We start from the raw sequence: 20,652 nt of genomic DNA, 5'->3' as shown, positions 1-20,652 counted from the left end.
GTGGTGTGGGAGAGCGCCGGGGCTGACCCCGGCCCCTACCCGATGCGTTCGTGCTGCCGGGCCAGCGAATGGATGACACCTTCTTGGGTTTCGGCGAAGAAGGGGCCTTGTGGCTCGGTGGGTTAGCCGGGACCCTGCCCATATGGATATTCAGCCGAACTTATCGAACAGGATGTTATCCGGCTCCACGCCGAGGTCCGTCAACATCTCCACGCAGGCATCGATCATGGGAGGCGGTCCGCACAGGTAGTACTCGATATCCTCAGGCGCAGAATGATTTGCCAGGTATCGGTCCCGTACCACCTCGTGGATAAAGCCATGTGCCCCTTGCCAGTCATCTTCCGGCTGGGGAGCCGATAGGGCCAAGGTCCACTGGAAGTTCTCGTGTTCAGACGCCAGGCGGTTGAAGTCCTTTACATAGAAGGCTTCCTGAAGGCTTCTGGCTCCGTACCAGAAGCTGATCCGTCGCCTGGAATGCAGGCGTTCGAGCTGATCGAAGATATGAGAGCGCATCGGAGCCATCCCTGCGCCCCCGCCGATGAACACCATCTCCGCATCACTCTCGCGGGCAAAGAACTCTCCGAAGGGGCCACTGACCGTCAAGGGAGCACCGGCCTTTAGGCTGAAGAGGTAGGAAGAGACGATCCCCGGCGGTGCCTTAGGATGGGAGAGTGGGGGCGGCTCGATACGCACATTGAGCATCAAGATGCCTTTCTCTAAGGGATAGTTGGCCAAGGAATAAGCTCGCTCCGTCATTTCTTTCACATAGGAGGAGTACTGCCACAGGCCAAGCTCATTCCAGGACGCATGAAACTCCGGGTCAATATGGAAATCCGCATAGTTCAGTTGATGAGGTGGGCATTGAACAAGGACGTAGCCACCTGCGCGGAAGGGGAGCGATTCGCCTTCAGGAAGTTCCAGCACCACCTCCTTGATAAAAGTAGCCACGCTACGACTGGAGAGAACCTGACATTGCCATTTTCGAGCGTTTAGGTGTTCCTCCGGCAACTCGATGGTCATGTCCGACTTGACCTTGACTTGACAAGCCAGTCGGATCCCCCTACGTCTTTCGGATAGTGTGGTCAATGACAACTCGCTTGGTAGGGGGGAGCCGCCACCCTCGCGTACGCAGACTTTGCAAGTGCCGCAAAGTCCCCGTCCACCGCAGCCCGCCGGGAGATAGATATCTCGGCTAGCCAAGGTATCCAGCAGTGTTCTGCCTGGCTCGATGTTCAAGGGGGCCGAGGCATTTCCGTTAAGGAACAGCTTTACTTGCCCCCCAGCGACAAGCCACTTCCTGGCGATGAGTAACGCTGCCACCAACAACATCACCACACCACTGAAAGTTGTGATCCCGATCAGAATCTCGGCCATATCCCTACTCCAGGCAGTGATAAGGGAGAGCGAATGACATTGCCAATCCGAAGGAGACTAGCCGCACTTCATGGTGCATGAGCCTTCTAGCATGACTGCCCGAAGGATCAGCATGATGACGTCGTTGACCGTGCTCCTGACGGAGTTGTTCATGCCCTTGTCATCTGGGTCCGCGGCTCCCACCACGTTGATGCGATGGCTGATGGGGGCGCAGTTATTGTCAATTCTGGTGGATGGCGATCAGGCCGCATTCCTGTCTGATTGATCGGTTACCTGCTCTCCATCCTGGAACTTGACGTTGCTGACGACCAGCTCCAGCTTCTGGAAGTGCTTGATGCGCCTCCAGCGCTTCTGAGCGCTCTGAAGCAGCTTGAAAACCATCGCCAGGGTCGTCGCCCGGGAGCCGCAGTTCCGGCTCCGCTTGCTCCGTAGCCTGACCGTGGCGAAGGTCGATTCGATCGGGTTGGTGGTGCGGATGTGCACCCAGTGCTCTGCCGGGTAGTCGTAGAACGCCAGCAGCTCGTCCCGATCCTTGGCCAGGCATGCCATGGCCTTGGGGTACTTGGCCTCGAAGCGTTTCAGGGTGCGATCGAAGGCCTGGTGCGCCTGGTCGCGGGTCTCGGCCATCCAGATGTCATGGAGGTCGGCCTTGACCTTGGGTTGTACCGACTTTGGCAGCTTGTTCAGCACGTTAGCTGTCTTGTGGACCCAGCAGCGCTGATGGTCAGTTTCCGGGTAAATCTTGCTCAGCGCCGCCCAGAACCCCATGGCACCGTCGCCCACCGCCAGTTTTGGGGTCGTGGTCAGGCCACGTTCTCGCAGGCCCGTCAGCAGGGTCTCCCAACTGGCCGCCGACTCGCGGAAGCCGTCCTCGACGGCCACCAGCTCCTTACGACCATGCTCGGTGACACCGATGATGACCAACAGGCACAGGCGGTCATCCATGCGGACGTTGCTGTGCACACCGTCGGCCCACCAGTAGACGTAGCGCCGGTCGGCCAGGTCTCGCTTCCGCCACTTGGTATGCTCGTCTTCCCACTGCTTCTTGAGTCGTGACACCGTGTTGGCCGACAGCCCCTTGGCCTGGTCGCCCAGCAGCGCCGCCAGGGCCTCCTGGTAGTCGCCGGTGGAAATCCCCTTCAGGTAGAGCCAGGGGATCAGCTCCCCGATGCTGCGGGCTCGCTTCAGGTAGGGCGGCAGCAGGCTGCTGTTGAAGCGAGCGCCACCCCCGCTGCGGTCACGCACCTTGGGCACCTGCACGCTGACATCCCCGACCCCGGTCTGGACCGTGCGCTCAGGTAGGTAGCCGTTGCGGACCACAGCCTGGCGCCCATCGTCGAGCCGCTGATCGGCATACTGCGCCAGGAAGGTGGTCAACTCGGCCTCGATGGCCTTGGCGATCAGGTCACGGGCACCTTGGCGCAGCAGCTCGTGCAGCGGGTCAGTGGCCTGGGGTTCTGGTTGTGAAAGAGCTCGGAGGGTAGAATCGGTCATGGCGTATCCATTCCGTGTTGATTGTGATCTGGCGAGATCAATCAACAGGATACGCCACCCTTCCTACCTCCTCCCATACACCAGAAGTCACCATAGCTCATGGGGGCGCCCCAAGACCTTTAGGCGCTTGAAGGTCATACATACGATACTGAATCAGAGAGTCTTTCCCATATGAGTAACCTTCAGTTCATTTCATGAGGCATTGGCCGCGTGGGAGTCTCCATGGGGCATGGTGACAGGTAGCTGAGTCAACTTCCTGTCACCATGCTGTCCAGCTTGTTGGTGCGTAGAGAGCCTTACTGACGCTGTCGACGAGGCATGTCCTCCTCGAGTTGCTGTCGCTGATCGTCCGTCAGCAAGTCGTGCATGGCATTACGCAGCCGAACCATCTCCGCCACCATCTCGCCCTGCAGGTCGGCCATTTGGCCATGTAGAGCCTTTACCTGCTCGGGGTTGGGGCGTTCATCATTCATCTCGGCCATGAGGTCATCGCGCAGGTTCATCAGTCGACCCATTCGTTCGAATTGGGTTAGTCGGTGTTCATGCCTCAGTTGGCGAAAATCGCTGCGCTGCTTGGAATCGAACACCTGCATCATATCGAACCTCGGGCCACCCATCATGCCGGGTCCCATGCCCATGCCTGGGCCACCCATCATGCCGGGCCCCATGCCCATGCCTGGGCCACCCATCATGCCGGGTCCCATGCCCATGCCTGTGCCACCCATCATGCCGGGTCCCATGCCCATGCCTGGGCCACCCATCATGCCGGGTCCCATGCCCATGCCTGGGCCACCCATCATGCCGGGTCCCATGCCCATGCCTGAGCCCCCCATGATGCCGGGCCACATTCCTGTGCCCGAGCCACCCATGATGTCGGGGCCCATCCCTGTTCCAGGGCCAATCATCATACCGGGCCCCATACCTGTGCCTGGGCCGCTCATCATGCCGGGGCCCATGCCCGATCCGCCCATCATCCCGCTGGGCATATCCTGGGCGAGGGCGAGGTCGACACTGCCGCTTCCGAGGGCCATGGCCAAGCCAAGGGCTAGGATGCGCTTGCGAATGTTCATGCTCTCCTCCTTACCTGGTGGGCGTTTGCCTATCCAGGGATTGTCTTGACCGAATCTGGATACGTCTGTGCGGATGTGTGTTCGGCTCAGGACCGCAGTCGCTGGGTCAGAAGATAGATCGGAACTGGTGATGGCTCGGGGAGAGTTCGCGGTTTGCCACTGGTTACGACAACCCAGGGGGACATGGCCTGGGCGTCTATGTTCATGGGAAGGGGATCGAACTTGAGATCCGTACGCACTAGGGCGTTGCCGACGGAGCGAGCCGCATGGTCATGGTGGCAGTCCGGCCCGGTGGGGTATGCCTTGTCAACAAACCTGCCATGCTCAGCTGTATCCGACGGAGACATGGCGCTGACATGGAGGGACGTGGTGGAGAAGGGCGGCTGGCCGGTGACGACGGCACTGAAGAGGAGCAGGACTATACCCAGCAGGACGGACATCCCATGGCGACGCCAAGTGGCAGTGGGTAGCGTGAAACGCTTGGGAGGAAGGACGCGCCTGACCATGCGGCAAGGCTCCAGAAGAAAGCTACGCCACTTCACCATAGCCCAGGGGCAGCCCTTTTCCCTTGACCCGCATCAAGTTCATTTTGGGCTGACTACCTCGGGGCGGCACCGACGTTGTTGTCCTTATTAGCGTTGTGGAATATTCGCCTCATTGACGAGGTTGCCCTCGAGCCGTTCGTAACAGTCGGTGACCCAATCAAGTGGCGAATCGAAAAGGGGACGTGACAACACTGGCCAGGGGAGGGCGTCATGAATGAGCCCCTGGCCATGCAGGAGCCCGGACGTGATCGCTCAAAACGACGTCCAAGACCGAACAGCACGTACTGAAACGGAGAAAGGGGGACTTATGAATCACGGTCACGGCGGCCACGGCCATGCGGGGCACATGCCTTCCAGTGGACCCGGCATGGCGATTTCGGCCTGGCTGACGGGGATCTACTTCTTCATCGAGATGGGCATCGGCCTGTGGACCGGCTCGGTCGCGGTGATCTCGGACGCCTTCCACACTTTCTCGGCGGTGGGTGGCGTGCTGGTGGCCATCATCGCCGCCCGGCTCGCCCGCCGACCGGCCGATGAGGATCGAAGCTTCGGCTGGTATCGCGCCGAGATCGTGGGTGCACTGGTCAACGGCGGCTTTTTGCTGGGTATGGCGCTGATCGTGATCGTGATGGCCGGCATGCGCATGACCGCCCCCATTGATCTGCCCACATCACCCATGCTGTGGGCAGCGGCCGGCGGTCTGCTTACCGAGATCATCTCGCTGGGCCTGATCTGGAAACAAAGCCGCAGTGACCTGAACGTCAAAGGCGCGTTGTGGCACATCATCCAGACTTTCGTCGGCAGCCTGCTCATCATCGTCACCGCGCTGGTGATTCGATTCACTGGGTTCTTGCTGATCGACCCGCTGCTTGGCATGGCCTTCGGCTTCGTACTCTTGTGGGCGAGCTGGGGTATCCTGCGCGATGCCACCCATTTGCTGATGGAAGGCACGCCCGCCGAGATTCGCCTAGCTGTAGGGTCCCGGATGATCAGATGAGCTATAGGAGTTATCCTTTGCTGGCCGCCAAGGAGCTTCTTCAGCAGCTCATCCGGGAGCAGGGATATGGACATCAAGCTACATAAACAGGCGACCACCACACCGAAGATTCGCGCCGAGATCCAGGCAGCGCCTTCCAGCATCAGCGACAGCGAGCTGGCGCGCCAGTACGGCGTCGCCGACGCGACCATTCGCCGCTGGCGGTATCGGGATGATGTGCAAGATCGCTCGCATACCCGGCACAACCTGCTGGCGACGCTGACCTCTGAGCAGGAAGCCGTATTGATCGCCGCAAGGGAATTCCTCCGTCTCGGCTTGGATGACTTGCTGGTGGTCGCTCGTGAGTTCCTGAACCCCCGGCTGTCCCGGTCAGGCCTGCACCGCATGTTGAAGCGACGCGAAGTTCCGACCTTGGCGGAGCTGGCCCGACAGGACGCGGGTGATCGCGAGCAACCAACACATCAGCGATTCCGGGCCTATGACCCTGGCTTCGTGCATGTCGATATCAAGCACCTGCCGCAGATGCCCGACGAGCAGCAGAAGCGGTACCTGTACGTGGCCATCGACCGTGCGACCCGCTGGGTGTACCTGGAGGTGCGACGCAGCCAGTCTGCCGAGGATGCTCGATCCTTCATGAAGCGCTTGGTTGAGAAAGCGCCGTTCAAGGTCGAGAAGGTCCTGACCGACAACGGGCTACCTGCGGTTGCCGTGCCATCATGGACAAAAAGATCCTTGCCGATGTCAGCATAGCTCAGACATCAGCAAGGCCAATCATTCCTGGCAGCCCGCCATATCCGGATTCAGCGGCTCACCATAGTGACAGGAGTCCGAACCAAGGAGGTCGGCTCGACTGGGCTTAACAGAGGCTCATAACATCCTGGCGGGCGGGCTCAACCATTATCTACGGGGTCCTTGCGGCCCTACGGCTTGGTAAAGAAGTCCCGCCGCCAGGAATGCAGTACTCATGATAGCCGCGATAGTCGACATCATGCTTGATCAGGGCATGAGCCACCCGTGCCATCTTCACCGCCACGGCCGTCAGCCCTTTTCGTTTGAGATCGCCATCGGTCGGGTCCTTGCCGACGTAGCGATCGAATTTGGTATGGAAGCTGTTGTCTCGCATCCGTACGGCAACCGTGGCTGCGAGCCAGTAGGCATAGCGCAGCCGGGCATTACCTCGCTTGGCCAATCGGTAGCGACTGCACGTGTTGCCGCTCTGTGACGCGGCGAGGTTGAAACCACAAAACTTCAAGTACTGTCGATGGTGCGAGAAACGCCGCAGGTCCCCGCTCTCCGCCAGAATCATCAAGGCAATGATTGGCCCCACGCCGGGAAGTGTCTGAAGGCGAGCGAAGTCCTTGTTATCTCTCATGCACGTCGTTGCCATCGCCTCCAAGGCCTGACGTTGCTCTGTCAGTGAGAGGTACTGCTTCACCTGAAGCTGAAAAGTGCGCACCGCCGGAGAATCCGGCACGACCGGCAGGCCCATGCTGGTCTGAGCTGCTTCGTAGATGCCTTCCAGAAACTGCTGCTTGGCTACCTTGCGCCCTACGCTCTCCCAGGCGGCTTCGACAAACGACTCGCGGGCTAACGCGGTGATACTGGCCGGTGTGGGAAACGCCAGCAGGAAATGACAGAACCAGTGGGCCCGTGACCTGCTGAGGTAGCGCTCCATCTCCGGGAAGTACAGCGCCAAGTAGTGGTTGACCAGGCTATGCTGGCAGCGTGTTCGGGCTCGAGCGATCTGCTGATAGGTGTTCGAGATCTCCTGGAGGTCGAAGTAACCTTCACGGAGAGGATCGTGAAAGGGATGTGTCATGCCCTGGGTCAGCAGATACATCAGAACACGTGCATCCTTCCGGTCATGTTTGTCCCACGAGGTATACAAGGCCTCTCGAACCCGAGCAGCTGCCAAGGATGAGGCGAGGTGCACCGATATCCCTGCCTGAGCCAACCGGTAGGCAAGAGGCCGATGAAAGTCCGCTGTGGGCTCCAGCACGGCCAGCACAGGGGCGTGCTGCTGTTGCAAGAAGTGAATCAGGTCGTCGTGCCCAGCGCGTGTGTTGGGCATTTTAAGCACCTTTTCGCGACCATCGGGCCAGCGAACCAGTACATCGTGGTAACGCTTGGCAATATCGATCGCGACACACACGGTGTCTGGCATAAGCTGAGTGGAGGCAGCCATCGTCGGTCTCCTTGTGATGATGTGGGTCACACAAGGATCTCTTAGGCCACGATGGCTGCCGCTAACCAGATTGTTCCGTAGGTACTATGGGAAATCATTCACCGATCGCTTCACACGCGCGGGAGAACGGCAACCGAGTGGTCGTCACCCCTTCGATCGGGAATGCCAAGCACATGGCATCCAACATCGACTCATCAAGCCAGGGCGACCACAAACCAATGGTATGGTCGAGCGCTTCAACGGCCGCATCAGCGATGTACTGGCGACCCGAAGGTATGAGTCCGGTGAAGATCTGGAACAGACGCTGAAACGCTACTGCTGGCTTTACAATCACCACATCCCGCAAAAGGCACTGGGTCATCAGCCGCCCATCTCAGCGATGAAAGACTGGCAGACGAAGCGGCCGGCGCTATTCAAGAAACGTGTTATCAATCACGCGGGACCCGACACCTAGCTGAGGTGACGGAAGCACTGGTAGCGCTTGACGGCGTGGAAAATGCCCATCACGTCCACGCCTGGGCATTGACCAGCGGCCGTTACGTATTCTCCGCACCTGCGAATCTCCGATGACACCGATCCACAGGCCGTGCTCAAAGCCGCCTATAGCATGCTCAAGGATCATTACGGCTTTTTCTTCGCCACACTGCAGGTGGAGACCGCCTGTCTCGACGAGTCCGGTGCCGAAGCGATCGATATCACGCGTCTGGGGAGCAAGGGAAGCCAGGTATGAATACCCTCCTTCTGCTTGCGTTGATCACGGTCTCCGAGGCGACCATCGGCGTGTTCGTAAAGCTCACCGATGGGCGGATTCCGATCCAGAAGTTGACCTTCTATGCCATGGCCTTCGCGGCCGCTTTCCTGTTCTTGGCGCGGGCTCTTGCTACTCGGCAACGGCCGCGGTTTCCCAAGGGCAACGTCAAGGACACCGCCATCATCGGCGTACTGATCGCCGCTCAGGGCGGCGTCTTCAATTTCGCCATGTCGCTGGTGCCGATCGCCAATGCGGTGATCTTCTGGAGCATCGCGCCATTCTTCGTGTTCATCTTTTCGGCGCTATTCTTGGGTGAAAAGGCGCGCAGGAGCTATGTCCTGATCTTCGCCGTCGCCCTGGTCGGCATTGCGCTGGCCAATCCGCTCGGCGGCGGCCATATGCTGGGCAACTTCGTGGCGCTGGCCACCGGGGCGATCTATGCCGCGATGGTCACCTACATGCGCTACGAGGGCAAGACCGAGACCGGGAATGACATCGCCTGGTCGCTGCTGGTCGCAGCGCTGGCGCTCTCGCCGTTCCTGTTGATCACCGGTCCCGGCCAGTTGGCGACGACGATCGCCTATCCGGCGCTTGGCGTGGAACTGCCGGTGATGCTCTGGGCCGCAAGCCTGGGCATCGTGTCCACGGGCTTCGCCTATTTCGGCATCTCCATCGTCTTGAAGTCGCTCAATGCCAATGTCTATGCCCTGGTCGATATCATCGTCTCGCCGGTGGTGGCCTCGAGCCTGGGTTTCCTGATCTTCGCGGAGGTGCCGGGCCGTGGCATGATCTATGGCGGCGCCTTGCTGCTCGGCGCCGGCTTCTGGCTGACCCGCGAGATGTCGCGGGGTCGGGAACGCCAGGCCGTGCATCCCTGTCAGTGCGTATAGACTTCGCCGAGGATGAAATACATCAGCTTTTTGCCAAGAGCCTGGCCGAGTGTGCACGCACCAACGGGTGTTTACTCGGGGATTCGGACGCTGCGGCAAGTTCTGGTCAAGTCGGAACGGACTCCTTCTCAAGCTGTAGCTGCCGGTTCGACACCTCTTGGCGTTTGAGTGCCCAGGGGCGGATGGAGTCCGAGGCTGGCCTATGCGGCTTGCTTGCCCAGCGACGCCGGCTCAGAGGCAGGCTTCGTTGGAAGGAGGACGGTGAGCCGGCTGTTCGCGAACGCGTTGATAGATCACAGTCAGGCGACACGTCGCCGGAACAGCCAGGTGCCGGCCGCGAGCGTGGTGGTCGCGATCAGCGCCATCGGCCAGGTATGACGGAGGATGACCTCCGCGGGCACGGCCCTCAGGAATATGCCCTTGCAGATGATGATGAAGTGAGTGATCGGGTTGGTGGCGGCGAGCCACTGCAGCCAGTCGGGCATGTTCTCCACCGGGGTCGCATAGCCGGACAGCAGCACCGCCGGCACCATGTAGAGCAACAGCCCGATGACGGCCTGCTGCTGGGTCGAGGCCAGCGAGGAAATGAACAGCCCGATGCCGATGATGGCGGCGAGATACACGGTCATGGCGGCGTATAGCCCGATAAGCGAGCCCCTCAACGGCACCTCGAGCACGATCCCGCCGAGTGCCAGCATGGCGCTGGCGCTGGCAAGCGCGATGAGCAGCGCCGGTAGTGTCTTGCCGACGAGGATCTCGACCGACTGGAGCGGCGAGACCAGCAGCTGCTCGAAGGTGCCGAGCTCCCGCTCGCGGGCGACGGCCAGTGCCGAGACCATGAAGCCGACCACTGCGGTCAGGACCGCGAAGAGGGCGGGGACGGCCGACCACAGTGGCTCGACGTTGGGGTTGAACCAGGCTCGTGTGATCACCACGGTCGGCGGGCGCGAGCTGCCTTCGCTCAGTGTCTCGTTGAACTGCGCGACGATACGCGTGACATAGCCCAGCAGGATCTGCGCCGCGTTGGTGCGCCGCCCGTCGAGCAGCAGCTGGACCTGGGCGCGCTCCCCGGCGGCGATCCGATGTGAGAAGTCCGGTCCGAGGTGAAGCACCATGCTCACCTCCTGGGTCTCGAGCGCCGGCGCGATCTCGGCCACGCCTTTCAGATAGCGAATGCGCGTGAAGGTCTCGCCCCCTGCGAAGCGACTGACGAGCTCGCGGGCTTCCCGTCCCCTGTCCTGATCGAGGACCGCGATCGAGACGTTCGTGACTTCCTGGGTGATGGCGAAGGCGTAGACCAGCAGCAGGAATGGTGGCGAGAACAGCACCACCCAGCGCGTCTGCCGGTCGCGGGCGCTGGCCAGCAGCTCCTTGATGATCAATGCCAGAATGCGTCGCCACATGTTCTATTCCAGTCGCCTGCGCGTGCTTACGGCGGTCAGGGTGAAGAAGCCGACGGCGATCGCCTTGAGCCCCAGCAGGTCGGGCAGGAGCACGCTGCTGACGTCGCCGACGAGGAATAGGGTCTGCAGGGTCGAGACGAAGTAGCGGGCGGGCACCGCATAGCTGATGAGCTGCAGGGCCCAAAGCATGCTGTCGATTTCGAAGACGAAGTTCGAGAAATAGAAGGCCGGTAGGAAGGCCGACAGAATGGAGATCTGCGCTGCGACCAGCTGATTGCGGGTCACCGTCGAGATCAAGAGCCCCTGGCCCAGGGCGGCCCACAGGAAGAGCGCCGAGGCCAGCGCCAGCAGTGCGAAGGAGCCGCGGAAGGGCACGCCGAACAGGAAGACGGCGGTGGCGACCGACAGCGCCATGGAGCCCATGCCGAGCAGGAAGTAGGGCACCAGCTTGCCGGCCAGGAGCTCGAGGATCCCGATGGGGGTGGCGAGCAGGGCCTCCATGGTGCCCCGCTCCCACTCGCGAGCGACGACCAGCGCCGTCAGCAGCGCACCGATCAGGGTGAGAACGATGGCGATGGCACCGGGCACCAGGTAGTGGCGGCTCGAGAGCTCCGGATTGAACCAGACCTGCGATCGGAGCTCGACGGCTCCGGGCGCTAGGGGACGAGCCCGGTCGATCGACTCCTGCTCGAGCCAGTTCGCCCACAGCAGCTCCAGATAATTGTCCACCAGATCGGCGGTATTGGGATCGCTGCCATCGACGATGACCTGAATCGGCGCGCTTTCACCACGGTAAGCCCGCTCGGCGAAATCGGTCGGCAGCACGACGATACCGTGAATATCGCCGGCGACGAGATCCGCCTCGAAGTGGCGGCGATCGCGAGCGGATTCAATCCGGAAATAGGGTGAATGGGAGAGCGCCGCGGTGAAGCTACCGCTCTCGGGCGTCGGTTGTTCGTCCACCAGACCGATCGTGAAGAAGCGTGGGTCGAAGGTGACGCCGTAACCGAACAGGAACAGCAGGATCAGCGGTAAGACGGCGGCGACCAGGATACTGCTCGGGTCGCGTAAGGCCTGGCGGGTCTCCTTGCGCACCAGGCCGAGGACCCGGCGAAGCTTCTGCCTGCCCGGCGAGGCGTCCGCGTTCATGCCGCGCTCCTGCGGTCGTCGGCTTCGACCAGGGCGATGAAGGCATCCTCGAGGGTCGGCTCGGGCCGGCCCGCACAGCGAACTCGCTCCTTCAGATCGTCCGGCGCGCCGGTGGCGATGAGACGACCGCGATAGACCAAGGCCATGCGGTCGCAGTACTCCGCCTCGTCGAGGAAGTGGGTGGTGACCATGATGGTCATACCGTTCGCCACCATGGCATTGATATGCGACCAGAACTCTCGCCGGGTGCGAGGGTCGACCCCGGACGTGGGTTCGTCGAGAAACAGCACGTCGGGGGCGTGCATCACCGCGCACGCGAGCGCCAGCCGTTGCTTGAAGCCCAGCGGCAGGGTGCCGGCATTGACGCCGAGATAGGGGCCGAGGGCGAAGATGTCGACCATGCGTTCCAGGGCGTTGCGTCGCCGGCGGCCGCCGAGCCCGTAGATGCCCGCGAAGAAGTTCAGGTTCTGGCCTACGCTCAGGTCGCCATAGAGCGAGAACTGCTGCGCCATGTAGCCGAGCCGCGCGCGTGCCTGACTCGGGGCCTTGGCGAGATCGAGCCCCACCACCCGGGCCGTGCCGGACGTCGGGTGCAACAACCCGCAGAGCATCTTGAAGGTCGTCGACTTGCCGGCGCCATTGGGGCCGATCAGCCCGAAGATCTCGCCCCGCCCGACCCGCAAGCGGATCCCGTCGACGGCGGTGAAGGCTCCGAAACGGCGGGTCAGCCCCTCGGCCTCGACGACGCTGTCGACCGGTTGCTCGCGGGACGGGCCGCCCTCCGCGAAAGGTGACCGGCCTCGCGGGCCCCCGCCGAGCAGATCCATGAAGGCGTCCTCGAAGCGCGGGGGCACCGTTGTCATCACCGCCTCGGACCCGGCATCGAGGCTGGCCGGTGTTGGAGCCACGCCATCCTGGCCGACCACCAGCCGAACGCTGCGCCCCTGGATGACGCCGTCGATCACGTCGGGCCTTTCCAGGGCGCGCGTCAGCACGGCGCGTCGCTCACCGCTCATGTTACGCACCAGGAAGGTCCGCCCCTCGAGGCGTCGGGTCAGCGCTTGGGGCGGCCCCTGGTACAGCGCCTTGCCGCCACTCAACAGCAGCACCGAGGCGCAGCGCTCGGCCTCGTCGAGATAGGCGGTGCTCCAGACCACCCCGATCCCCTGATCGACGAGCGCGTAGACCAGCCGCCAGAGCTCGCGCCGCGAGAGGGGGTCGACCCCGACGCTCGGTTCGTCGAGCAGCAGCAGCCGGGGGCGCTTGATCAGGGCGCAGGCGAGGCCGAGCTTCTGCTTCATGCCACCGGAGAGCGCGCCCGCGAGTCGCCGGGTGAAGGGCGCGAGCCCGGTGAACGTCAGCAGTCGCGCGAGGGCTTCCTCCCGTTCCGTCCCGACCACCGAGCGCAAATCGGCGGAGAGTTCGAGATTCTCGATCACCGACAGCTCCTCGTAGAGGCCGAAACGCTGGGGCATGTAGGCGACGACACGGTGCAGGGCGATGACGTCTGCGGCCGGAGCGAAGCCGCAGATGTGGAGGGTGCCGTCGTCGGGGAGCAGTAGGCCGGCCATGAGGCGCAGGAGCGTGGTCTTGCCGGCCCCGTCGGGGCCGACCAGACCGGTGACCCGGCCGGCCTCGATGCGCGTGGTCAGCGCCTCGATGGCGGGCGTTCCCTCCTCGACGAAGCGTTTTGTGACCCCATCGATTCGGGCGAGCGTCTCGGTCATGATTCATCCCCCTGGTTCGGTTGCAGGACCACCGTCACCGGCATGCCCTGCCTGAGGCCGTTGTCCGGATTTTCGACGATCACCCGCAGCCGATAGACGAGGCTGGTTCTGAGCTCGCGGGTCTCCACCGTCTTGGGCGTGAATTCGGCACGCGGCGAAATGAAACCGACCTGGCCCCGGTAGATGCCGCCCGAGTCGGTGTGGATCTCGGCCGGCATACCCGGATAGATGCGGCCGAGCTCGGGTTCGTCCACGTAGGTGCGGATCCAGACCGGCGAGGTCAGAGACAGGGTATAGATAGTGTCACCCGGCGCTACGACGGTACCCGGCTCGCGTACGCGGGTCAGGATGATGCCACCATTGGGCGCGATCAGGGTCGCATCGGCGAGGCGTCGCTGGGCGAGATTGAGCGCGGCCCGATCGGCATTGAGCTGGGCGCGGGCCTGTTCGATGTCTTCCCGTCGCGGCCCGGCCTCCGCCAGTGCGAGAGCCTTCTCGGCGGCACGCAGCTGGGCCCGGGCTTCGTCCAGGCGCGCTTTCGCCTCATCGTGGACCTGGTGCGAGGCGAGATTGCGGGCCGCCAGTTCCTGTTGGCGGCGCAGGGTGGCCTGGGCCAGGCGTAGCGCCGCCTCGTGCTGCATGACCCGGGCGCGGGCCTGGTCGATCTCCGCCGGCCGCGTGCCGGCTTCCAGCGCGGCGAGCACGGCCGCCTGGCGCTCGAGGCGTGATCGGGCCAGGCGGACCTCGTCTTCGAAGTCCGCCGTCTCGAGGGAGGCAACGGTCTGTCCTGTCGCAACGGTGTCGCCCTCCTCTTGGGTGACCGTGGCAACCCGTCCCGCGACCTCGAACGCCAGATTGACCTGACGAACGTCGACATTGCCCAACAGCTCCAGTCGATCGCTGTTTTCGCGCGGATCCCCAGAGTATATCCAGCCGAGGCCGGCCACGCCGGCCAGCACAAGGAGAACCGACGCGGCGACGATCGTGCGCTTCGAAATCTGCACAGGAATCGCCCTCCCATTATCCGGAGCCCATCGAGCTCTATGCGAATGGGGAGCTCGATGAGGATGTCGAAATTGAACTCGCTATCTCCATTTCAAGCTCCAGCGATCAAGGTCTTAAATCATCCCTCATCCCTCGAACAAACCGTTCGGGCTCTGCTTCGAACCGTTTCGGCAATTTAAGGAACAGAGGTAATAGCGCTTTCCTTGATACTCACTTCCCATGGCGGAGGAAGTGAAATCAATCTGCCTTCCGCAAACCGGATCCACGAATGTTCTTCGCCCAACCCTGTCTCGTTTCACTGTTACCAGTCCCCCGTTTTTCTACCCACTTCATTGCCTGCATGCGGGCTGAGATGCCGTGTCAACCCGCACCGAGGTACGCATCTGCCGTTTTTGCCGTAATAGGCTCAGCGCTCTCGTACGTAATATCCGGGCGCCTCATCAAGCGCCTGATGGCTTTTGGTGACTCCCGGCTCACGGGAGGGCACGCCCTGGGTGCTGTGATCGGCCAGCCAGCCCTGCCAGCAGGGCCACCAGGAACCGTCATGATGCGCGGCAGTGGCCTGCCAGCCGTCCGGATCCATGAAGGGAGCGTCAGGCTGGATGGTCGAGATCTGGTGGAAGCGGTGTGCATCGCCGGGCGGGTTGACGATGCCGGCGTTGTGCCCGCCGCTGGACAGCACGAAGGTGACATCCGCCCGCGTCAGCCATTGGACCTTGTAGACGGAGCGCCAGGGGGCGACATGGTCCTTGAGCGTGCTCACGGCGAACACGGGAATCTCGATATCGGTCAGGGAAACAGGCCGTCCGTTCACCCGGTAGCGCCCGCCGGCGAGGTCATTGTCGAGGAACAGCCACCGGAGGTATTCGCTGTGCATGCGCGCCGGCATGCGAGTGCCATCCGCGTTCCAGGCCATCAGGTCGAACATGGGGGGCCGCTCACCGACAAGATAACTGCGGACCATCTTCGACCAGATCAGGTCCTGGGAACGCAGCAGCTGGAAGGCGCCGGCCATCTGGCGGGTGTCCAGATAGCCCCGGACGGCCATGAGATCCTCGAGGAAGCGCACCTGATCCTCGTCGATGAATAGCATCAGCTCTCCGGCCTCGCTGAAGTCAGTCTGCGCGGCAAGCAAGGTGAGGCTGGCCAGGCGATCGTCGCCGTCCCGTCCCATGGCGGCCGCGGCGATCGACAGCAGGGTTCCTCCCAGGCAATAGCCCACGCCGTGGACGCGCTGCTCCGGGCAGATGGCCGTGACGGTGTCGAGGGCCGCCATGACGCCCAGCCGCCGGTAGTCGGCCATGCCCAGGTCCATATCTTCGCTGCCCGGGTTCTTCCAGGACACGACGAACACCGTGTGGCCCTGTGCCACCAGGTAGCGAACCAGGGAGTTCTCCGGGGAGAGGTCGAGGATGTAGTACTTCATGATCCAGGCCGGCACGATCAGCACCGGCTCGGCATGGACCTCCTGCGTGGTGGGCGCGTACTGGATCAGCTCGATGAGCCGATTGCGGTAGACCACCTTGCCCGGCGTCACCGCCACGTTCTGGCCGACCCGGTACGCCTCGACCCCTACCGGCCCTTCGCCGGCCTGGCGGCGTCGCCAATCCTCCAGCAGATTGCTGGCGCCACGGGCCAGGTTGGCGCCACCCTCGCGCCGCGTCTGGTCCAGCAATTCGGGGTTGGTGGCGAGGAAGTTCGACGGCGACCAGACATCGAGCATCTGCCGCGCACCGAAATTTACCATCGCCTCATGATGCCGCGAGACGCCGGGGACGCCGGTGGTGGCCGCATGCCACCACTGTTGCTGCAGCAGGAAACCCTGGTAGAGCGAGTTGAAGGGCCAGCGCTGCCAGGCCGCGTCCTGGAAGCGCTTGTCCTGAGGCAGCGGCTCGATGCAGCGTTCGCAGTTAGCGTTCCGGCAAGCCTGCTCGCAATAATTGCCGAATCGTTGCCACTTGCGAAGCGCCTTGCCGAGAAGCTCAGCCTGCTTGTCCGGCGACAGGAGCAGGTGTTGCGCCCAGTCCCACCAGGCCTGCTGGACCGCGGTCGGCGACAGCCCGCCCGTGAACAGGCTCACCATGGCATGCAGGCGTGGGTCGGTGGTCGTCGCCGGTGGGCTCGCTGGTGGCACGTCGATAGTGATAGTAGGGGGCTTGGTGTCCATTAGCGCACCTCCCGGGGGCAGCAGGCCGACTCGGGTTGCGGGGAACAGCAGAAGGTGGATTCGACTTCGCCAGTGGAGGGTAGGGGCAGGTGGATGCCCGTTCGGTACATCAACGCCGCCACGGCCAGTCCGGCTAGGCGTGCCTCGGGCGGGTCGGCCCGGGAGCTCAGCACTACCGGCACCGCCAGCCCCATGACCACGCCGGCCGCCGTGGCGCCGGCATGGTACTCGAGGTTCTTGGCCAACACGTTGCCGGACACCAGATCCGGCATGAGCAGGATGTCGGCCTTCCCCGCCACCGCGGAGTCGATGCCCTTTTCGCGCGCGGCTCGCTTCGAGATGGCATTGTCGAAAGCCAGCGGTCCGTCGACCTCGGCGCCGGCAATCTGGCCGCGTCGGGCCATCAAGGTCAGGGAGGCGGCATCCAGGGTGGAGACGATCGCCGGATTCACCGTCTCCACGGCGGAAATGATCGCCGCTCGTGGCCGCTCGAGCCCGATCAGGTGCATCAGCTCGATGGCATTCTCCAGGATCTGTGCCTTGGCATCGAGGTCCGGCGTGATGTTCACGGCCGCATCGGTCACGGCCAGCAGGCGTGGGCAGTCGGGCACGTCCACCAGGAAGACGTGGCTCACGCGCCGGCCGGGCTGCCTCAGGCCCTTGTCCAGCAGGGCATGCATGAAGGTGTCGGTGTGGATGTGTCCCTTCATCAGCGCATCGGCCTGGCCGCTGCGCACCAGTTCCACCCCGGTGCGAGCGGCCTGGACCTCCGAGTCGGCCTCGACCACCTTGAGGGGGTCGACGTCCCAGCCCAGCCCCGTGGCCTGCTCGAGGATCTCGGAGGAACGGCCAATGAGCACGGGCTTGGCGATGCCCAGGCTCGTCGCCTCGCGAAGCGTCTCCAGAACCGCGGTCTGGGCGGCGTTGACGACCGCGACCCTGATAGGTGTCGAGCCTCTGGCCGTCTGAATCAGGTCATCGAGCGTGCTAAGGACGATGGGGCTTCCCGCGTTGGTCATGTCACCCCCTGGGTGTTGGCTAACGTGCGCGGCACAGGCAGGGCGACCGCGGGCAGAGCGGGGAAGGACGCCGTGTCGAAGCAGGCGAGCTGGGGCACATCGGGGAACTGCGTGCGCATGGCGGTGATTCCGGTCAGGTTGTGTGGCAAGTGCAGCGGAGCCAGCGGCGTCAGGCTCTGCAGTAGGCCGTCGTCGATCCGCTGTGGGCAGTCGCCATCCGGGCCAACATGGACCACCCCGTGCCAGATGCCGACGAAGGTCAGTCGACTCGTCTGCTGATGAAGAAGGGTATCAACCTTCTCGATGGCAGTGGCATGATCGGCCAGGCGCACTTGGTGGTCGTCAACCGTTCCCTGCGAATTCGTCATCTGGAGGCGACCTTGTGCAGTGTCGATCCCGCTGGCCGCTCTCCATACCAGGCGCTGAAGCCCCACCGTCAGGCCGAAAACGGTGAACTTCAGGCGGGATGACCCGGTGTTGACGGCCAGAATGGCCGCTCGGGGGCTTGGCATCGTCGCTTCCTCCTCCTCCAGGGGCGGAGGATGGTCCCGGATTATCTAGAGGTCTCGGGCGCGGTTGGTCTGCTGGGCCAGGCGCATTGCCTCGTGTTCCTCCAACTGCAAGAGCTCGCGAACGAGATCCCGAGCCTCGGGGATGTCGGCGCGTCCTTCCAGGTAGCGGTACAGCTCGATGACCTGGTCATGCAGTGAGAATACCTCCCGACAGATGTCATCGAAGCTCATCTCGGCATAGGGAGAACTGCACGCCTGGTGAGGGGTGATAGGGGTATGGGACAGGTAGTCGTAGACCCAGGTGTGCAGGGCCTTGGGGTCGGCCTGTTTCTCGAAACCGGCCACGGTTTTTTCCAGGGTCGCCTCGTGATTCGACAGATACTCCAGCAACCACTTGGCCCTTGCCTCTTCATGCTGGGTGGCACAGTGCCTGAAGCATTCTGCCAGCTTGGCATGCAGCTGATGGGTCCAGTCGATCAGGTCCTGAAAGGTCTCGATATTCATCCGATGCTCCCCTTGTCGAGTTGCTCTAACCGTATTTACCGGGAGCCGAGCCGGGGGTCAGCTCCGTCCCTCGTTCTCACTCGATAACCCCCAGCCGTAGAGGCTGTGAAAGGCTATCTCGCATAGGCTGTCGCGGGTCGTGCCGGCAAGGGTCAGCGCCGAGGTGATCGAGTCGCTCATCAAGGCTTCCCACTGCCGAAAGGGATTGTCGTCGTCGAGCGGTTCTCGTGCGGGTTCCGCCACCTCCGCCAGCCACTTCACGCCGCTCATCCAGGGGGCGAAGCGCTCCGAGAACAGCAGCCGGCTGGTGCGCGCCGGATGCAGTTGGCGCAGTGTCTCGGCCGTCCACGGATTGACGGCCAGGCGAACCCAGGGCCCGAGGAAGGTCTCGTAGAGGGCTACGTTGTACTCGGAGAGGGCTCGTACCCGGTCGAACGTCGGCGCCTGGTCGGGATAGTCCAGATCCTCCACGTGGCGCTCCTCGAAGCTCACCCGATACTGGGGCTTGTGGCAGTCGGGGTCACCTGTGGGGTTGTCGATGCGCATCTCGTAGAGGCCAGGGGCCAGGTCCTTCAGATCGCCGACGCTCTCGAGGATCGCCCGGTGCTCGAGGCGTGCGACCCTGGAGGAGACGAAGATCCCCAGGTGCCCGATGTGAGGGTTGAGCAGGTAGACGATGCGCTGCCCGGCCGCCTTTAGGGCTTGCGTGTCCGAGTAGATCGCGGGGATCCAGTCGAGCGCCTGATGGGGCGGGGTGATGTTGTCGCCGCCGGAGGCGAAGATCACCAGCGGATTTCGGATCCGCTTGAGGTCGATGGTGCAGCCGGGGCAGACCGTGAGCTCGCCGCGTTCGAGACGGTTGCCGACGAAGAGGTTGTCGACGATGGCGGTGATCTCTTCCTTGCTCAGCGTATAGAAGCCCGTCCACCAGCGCTCGAAGTCGAGGAAGCGCTCGCGCTGGCTGTCGATATTGGCGAACAGCTGGTAGTCCTTCTCCCATAGCGTATTCGCCGGCTTCAGGGCCTCGAAATTGGCGACCAGGTGGGCACCGTCGAAGCGGCCGTCGCCCAGGTCGGCCAGCAGGTGGGTCAGCCAGGCGCCACCCAGTAGCCCGCCGGCCAGGCGCATGGGGTTGATGCCGGATTCACCCGACCAGTAGGAGAGCGGCGAGCCGTTGAGCACCGCCGGCCCCGCCAGACCCTGACAGTCGGCGGAGAGCAGCGCGATGGCCCAGCCCGCCTGACAATTGCCGTAGAGCACCGGTGACTGGCCGGGGTGACGCTCGGCCACCGCCTCGACGAAGCGGCGCAGGACGTGCAGGACGTCGTCCAGGGTCTGGCCGGGCAGGGGCTCCGGGAAGAAGCTCACGAAGTAGACCGGATGGCCCTCGTGGAGGGCCATTCCCACCTCGGAGTCGCGCTTGAAGCCGCCGATACCCGGGCCGTGACCGGCGCGTGGATCGACGATCATGACCGGCGGCTTGCTGGCGACGAGGCAGTCCTCCAAGCAGTCATCGCCGACCCGAGTGATTCTCAGCAGGGCATAGTTGGCGGGGCGCGCCAGTCGACGGCCATCGAGGACCGTTTCGTAGTCGAAATCGAGCAGCGGCGGCTTGCCGGCCCGCTCGTGCTCGAGCATGTTGTTGGCGCGCTCACGCAGGGTGTCCAGGTAACGCACGGTGCGACGCCACAGGTCGAGCTGATAGGCGAGCAGTTCCGCTGCTGGGGGGCTCAGCGGGGTGCTCGATTCGAGCCCCGGTACGTTCACCTGGTCGGTGGCCTCTTGTGGGGCGGTAGATACGCGCTTGCGCGGGGCGTGGCGAGCCCCGGGAACTTTGGCTGTCGAGGTCTGGACGGTCAT

The 20,652-nt window shown here is 63.2% G+C and carries 16 protein-coding genes and 2 pseudogenes; 5 read left to right on the top strand and 13 right to left on the bottom strand.

Going from position 1 to position 20,652, the window contains the following annotated elements; all coding sequences use genetic code 11:
* Positions 1–150: 150 nt before the first annotated feature.
* From nqrF to BEI_RS19160, 3 genes are all read right to left on the bottom strand, one after another.
* The gene (nqrF, locus tag BEI_RS11740; protein WP_097789700.1) at positions 151–1,374 is read right to left on the bottom strand and encodes an NADH:ubiquinone reductase (Na(+)-transporting) subunit F; all 1,224 of its coding nucleotides are present in this window, start codon (positions 1,372–1,374) and stop codon (positions 151–153) included.
* 240 nt (positions 1,375–1,614) lie between these two features.
* Positions 1,615–2,868, bottom strand: coding sequence for an IS256 family transposase (locus BEI_RS11730; RefSeq protein ID WP_097788505.1), 1,254 nt, complete (start codon positions 2,866–2,868; stop codon positions 1,615–1,617).
* Between the two features lie 296 nt (positions 2,869–3,164).
* Positions 3,165–3,938 (bottom strand): Spy/CpxP family protein refolding chaperone, encoded by a 774-nt coding sequence (locus BEI_RS19160; RefSeq protein WP_193765104.1) that lies wholly within the window; start codon positions 3,936–3,938, stop codon positions 3,165–3,167.
* Between the two features lie 852 nt (positions 3,939–4,790).
* On the opposite strand from BEI_RS19160, the gene BEI_RS11720 reads away from it, so the two are divergent.
* Both BEI_RS11720 and BEI_RS11715 read left to right on the top strand, forming a co-directional pair.
* Positions 4,791–5,480 carry a cation diffusion facilitator family transporter gene (locus BEI_RS11720; protein WP_227644463.1) on the top strand — a complete coding sequence of 230 codons (690 nt, stop codon included), beginning with the start codon at positions 4,791–4,793 and terminating at the stop codon, positions 5,478–5,480.
* Between the two features lie 66 nt (positions 5,481–5,546).
* Positions 5,547–6,173 (top strand): annotated as a pseudogene (locus tag BEI_RS11715) (transposase family protein); the annotation flags it as partial.
* A 208-nt stretch (positions 6,174–6,381) separates the two neighbouring features.
* On the opposite strand, the gene BEI_RS11710 reads toward BEI_RS11715, so the two are convergent.
* The gene (locus tag BEI_RS11710) at positions 6,382–7,665 is read right to left on the bottom strand and encodes an IS110 family RNA-guided transposase (protein WP_097789698.1); all 1,284 of its coding nucleotides are present in this window, start codon (positions 7,663–7,665) and stop codon (positions 6,382–6,384) included.
* Positions 7,666–7,753: 88 nt separating this feature from the next.
* Here BEI_RS11710 and BEI_RS11705 point away from each other — a divergent pair.
* The 3 genes and pseudogenes from BEI_RS11705 to BEI_RS11695 form a co-directional block, all read left to right on the top strand.
* Positions 7,754–8,119, top strand: a pseudogene (locus BEI_RS11705) (integrase core domain-containing protein); the annotation flags it as partial.
* Between the two features lie 132 nt (positions 8,120–8,251).
* The gene (locus tag BEI_RS19285) at positions 8,252–8,395 is read left to right on the top strand and encodes a hypothetical protein (protein WP_227644462.1); all 144 of its coding nucleotides are present in this window, start codon (positions 8,252–8,254) and stop codon (positions 8,393–8,395) included.
* Positions 8,392–9,306, top strand: coding sequence for a DMT family transporter (locus BEI_RS11695; RefSeq protein WP_097789697.1), 915 nt, complete (start codon positions 8,392–8,394; stop codon positions 9,304–9,306). The genes BEI_RS19285 and BEI_RS11695 overlap by 4 nt, the downstream gene beginning before the upstream one ends.
* 299 nt (positions 9,307–9,605) lie before the next feature.
* On the opposite strand, the gene BEI_RS11690 is transcribed toward BEI_RS11695, so the two are convergent.
* From BEI_RS11690 to BEI_RS11645, 9 genes are all read right to left on the bottom strand, one after another.
* Complete coding sequence (locus BEI_RS11690) at positions 9,606–10,709, bottom strand: ABC transporter permease (RefSeq protein WP_097789696.1); 1,104 nt, start codon at positions 10,707–10,709, stop codon at positions 9,606–9,608.
* Positions 10,710–10,712: 3 nt separating this feature from the next.
* A complete protein-coding gene (locus BEI_RS11685) occupies positions 10,713–11,858 on the bottom strand; it encodes an ABC transporter permease (protein WP_097789695.1) in 1,146 nt (381 codons plus the stop codon).
* Positions 11,855–13,585, bottom strand: coding sequence for an ATP-binding cassette domain-containing protein (locus tag BEI_RS11680; protein WP_097789694.1), 1,731 nt, complete (start codon positions 13,583–13,585; stop codon positions 11,855–11,857). Before BEI_RS11680 ends, BEI_RS11685 begins: the two co-directional genes overlap by 4 nt.
* A complete protein-coding gene (locus BEI_RS11675; protein WP_227644461.1) occupies positions 13,582–14,589 on the bottom strand; it encodes an HlyD family secretion protein in 1,008 nt (335 codons plus the stop codon). The genes BEI_RS11680 and BEI_RS11675 overlap by 4 nt, the downstream gene beginning before the upstream one ends.
* Before the next feature lie 407 nt (positions 14,590–14,996).
* Positions 14,997–16,757, bottom strand: a complete 1,761-nt coding sequence (locus BEI_RS11665; protein ID WP_097789692.1) for a PHA/PHB synthase family protein — start codon at positions 16,755–16,757, stop codon at positions 14,997–14,999.
* The gene (locus tag BEI_RS11660) at positions 16,757–17,776 is read right to left on the bottom strand and encodes a bifunctional enoyl-CoA hydratase/phosphate acetyltransferase (protein ID WP_097789691.1); all 1,020 of its coding nucleotides are present in this window, start codon (positions 17,774–17,776) and stop codon (positions 16,757–16,759) included. The genes BEI_RS11665 and BEI_RS11660 overlap by 1 nt, the downstream gene beginning before the upstream one ends.
* Positions 17,773–18,288, bottom strand: coding sequence for a hypothetical protein (locus BEI_RS11655; protein WP_097789690.1), 516 nt, complete (start codon positions 18,286–18,288; stop codon positions 17,773–17,775). Before BEI_RS11655 ends, BEI_RS11660 begins: the two co-directional genes overlap by 4 nt.
* Positions 18,289–18,333: 45 nt before the next feature.
* Complete coding sequence (locus BEI_RS11650) at positions 18,334–18,792, bottom strand: ATPase (protein ID WP_097789689.1); 459 nt, start codon at positions 18,790–18,792, stop codon at positions 18,334–18,336.
* Positions 18,793–18,849: 57 nt separating this feature from the next.
* A complete protein-coding gene (locus BEI_RS11645) occupies positions 18,850–20,652 on the bottom strand; it encodes a DUF3141 domain-containing protein (RefSeq protein WP_097789688.1) in 1,803 nt (600 codons plus the stop codon).

It is taken from the genome of Halomonas beimenensis (assembly GCF_002549795.1).
Taxonomy (GTDB): Bacteria; Pseudomonadota; Gammaproteobacteria; order Pseudomonadales; family Halomonadaceae; genus Halomonas; species Halomonas beimenensis.
This window is presented reverse-complemented; position numbering and strand designations above follow the sequence as displayed.

Coding starts and splice junctions, on each gene's coding strand:
- BEI_RS11730 (WP_097788505.1), bottom strand. CDS start 2,868: ATGACCGATTCTACCCTCCGAGCTCTTTCACAACCAGAACCCCAGGCC.
- BEI_RS19160 (WP_193765104.1), bottom strand. CDS start 3,938: ATGAACATTCGCAAGCGCATCCTAGCCCTTGGCTTGGCCATGGCCCTC.
- BEI_RS11695 (WP_097789697.1), top strand. CDS start 8,392: ATGAATACCCTCCTTCTGCTTGCGTTGATCACGGTCTCCGAGGCGACC.
- BEI_RS11655 (WP_097789690.1), bottom strand. CDS start 18,288: ATGCCAAGCCCCCGAGCGGCCATTCTGGCCGTCAACACCGGGTCATCC.
- BEI_RS11720 (WP_227644463.1), top strand. CDS start 4,791: ATGAATCACGGTCACGGCGGCCACGGCCATGCGGGGCACATGCCTTCC.
- BEI_RS11665 (WP_097789692.1), bottom strand. CDS start 16,757: ATGGACACCAAGCCCCCTACTATCACTATCGACGTGCCACCAGCGAGC.
- BEI_RS11680 (WP_097789694.1), bottom strand. CDS start 13,585: ATGACCGAGACGCTCGCCCGAATCGATGGGGTCACAAAACGCTTCGTC.
- BEI_RS11660 (WP_097789691.1), bottom strand. CDS start 17,776: ATGACCAACGCGGGAAGCCCCATCGTCCTTAGCACGCTCGATGACCTG.
- BEI_RS11690 (WP_097789696.1), bottom strand. CDS start 10,709: ATGTGGCGACGCATTCTGGCATTGATCATCAAGGAGCTGCTGGCCAGC.
- BEI_RS11645 (WP_097789688.1), bottom strand. CDS start 20,652: ATGACCGTCCAGACCTCGACAGCCAAAGTTCCCGGGGCTCGCCACGCC.
- nqrF (WP_097789700.1), bottom strand. CDS start 1,374: ATGGCCGAGATTCTGATCGGGATCACAACTTTCAGTGGTGTGGTGATG.
- BEI_RS11650 (WP_097789689.1), bottom strand. CDS start 18,792: ATGAATATCGAGACCTTTCAGGACCTGATCGACTGGACCCATCAGCTG.
- BEI_RS11710 (WP_097789698.1), bottom strand. CDS start 7,665: ATGGCTGCCTCCACTCAGCTTATGCCAGACACCGTGTGTGTCGCGATC.
- BEI_RS11685 (WP_097789695.1), bottom strand. CDS start 11,858: ATGAACGCGGACGCCTCGCCGGGCAGGCAGAAGCTTCGCCGGGTCCTC.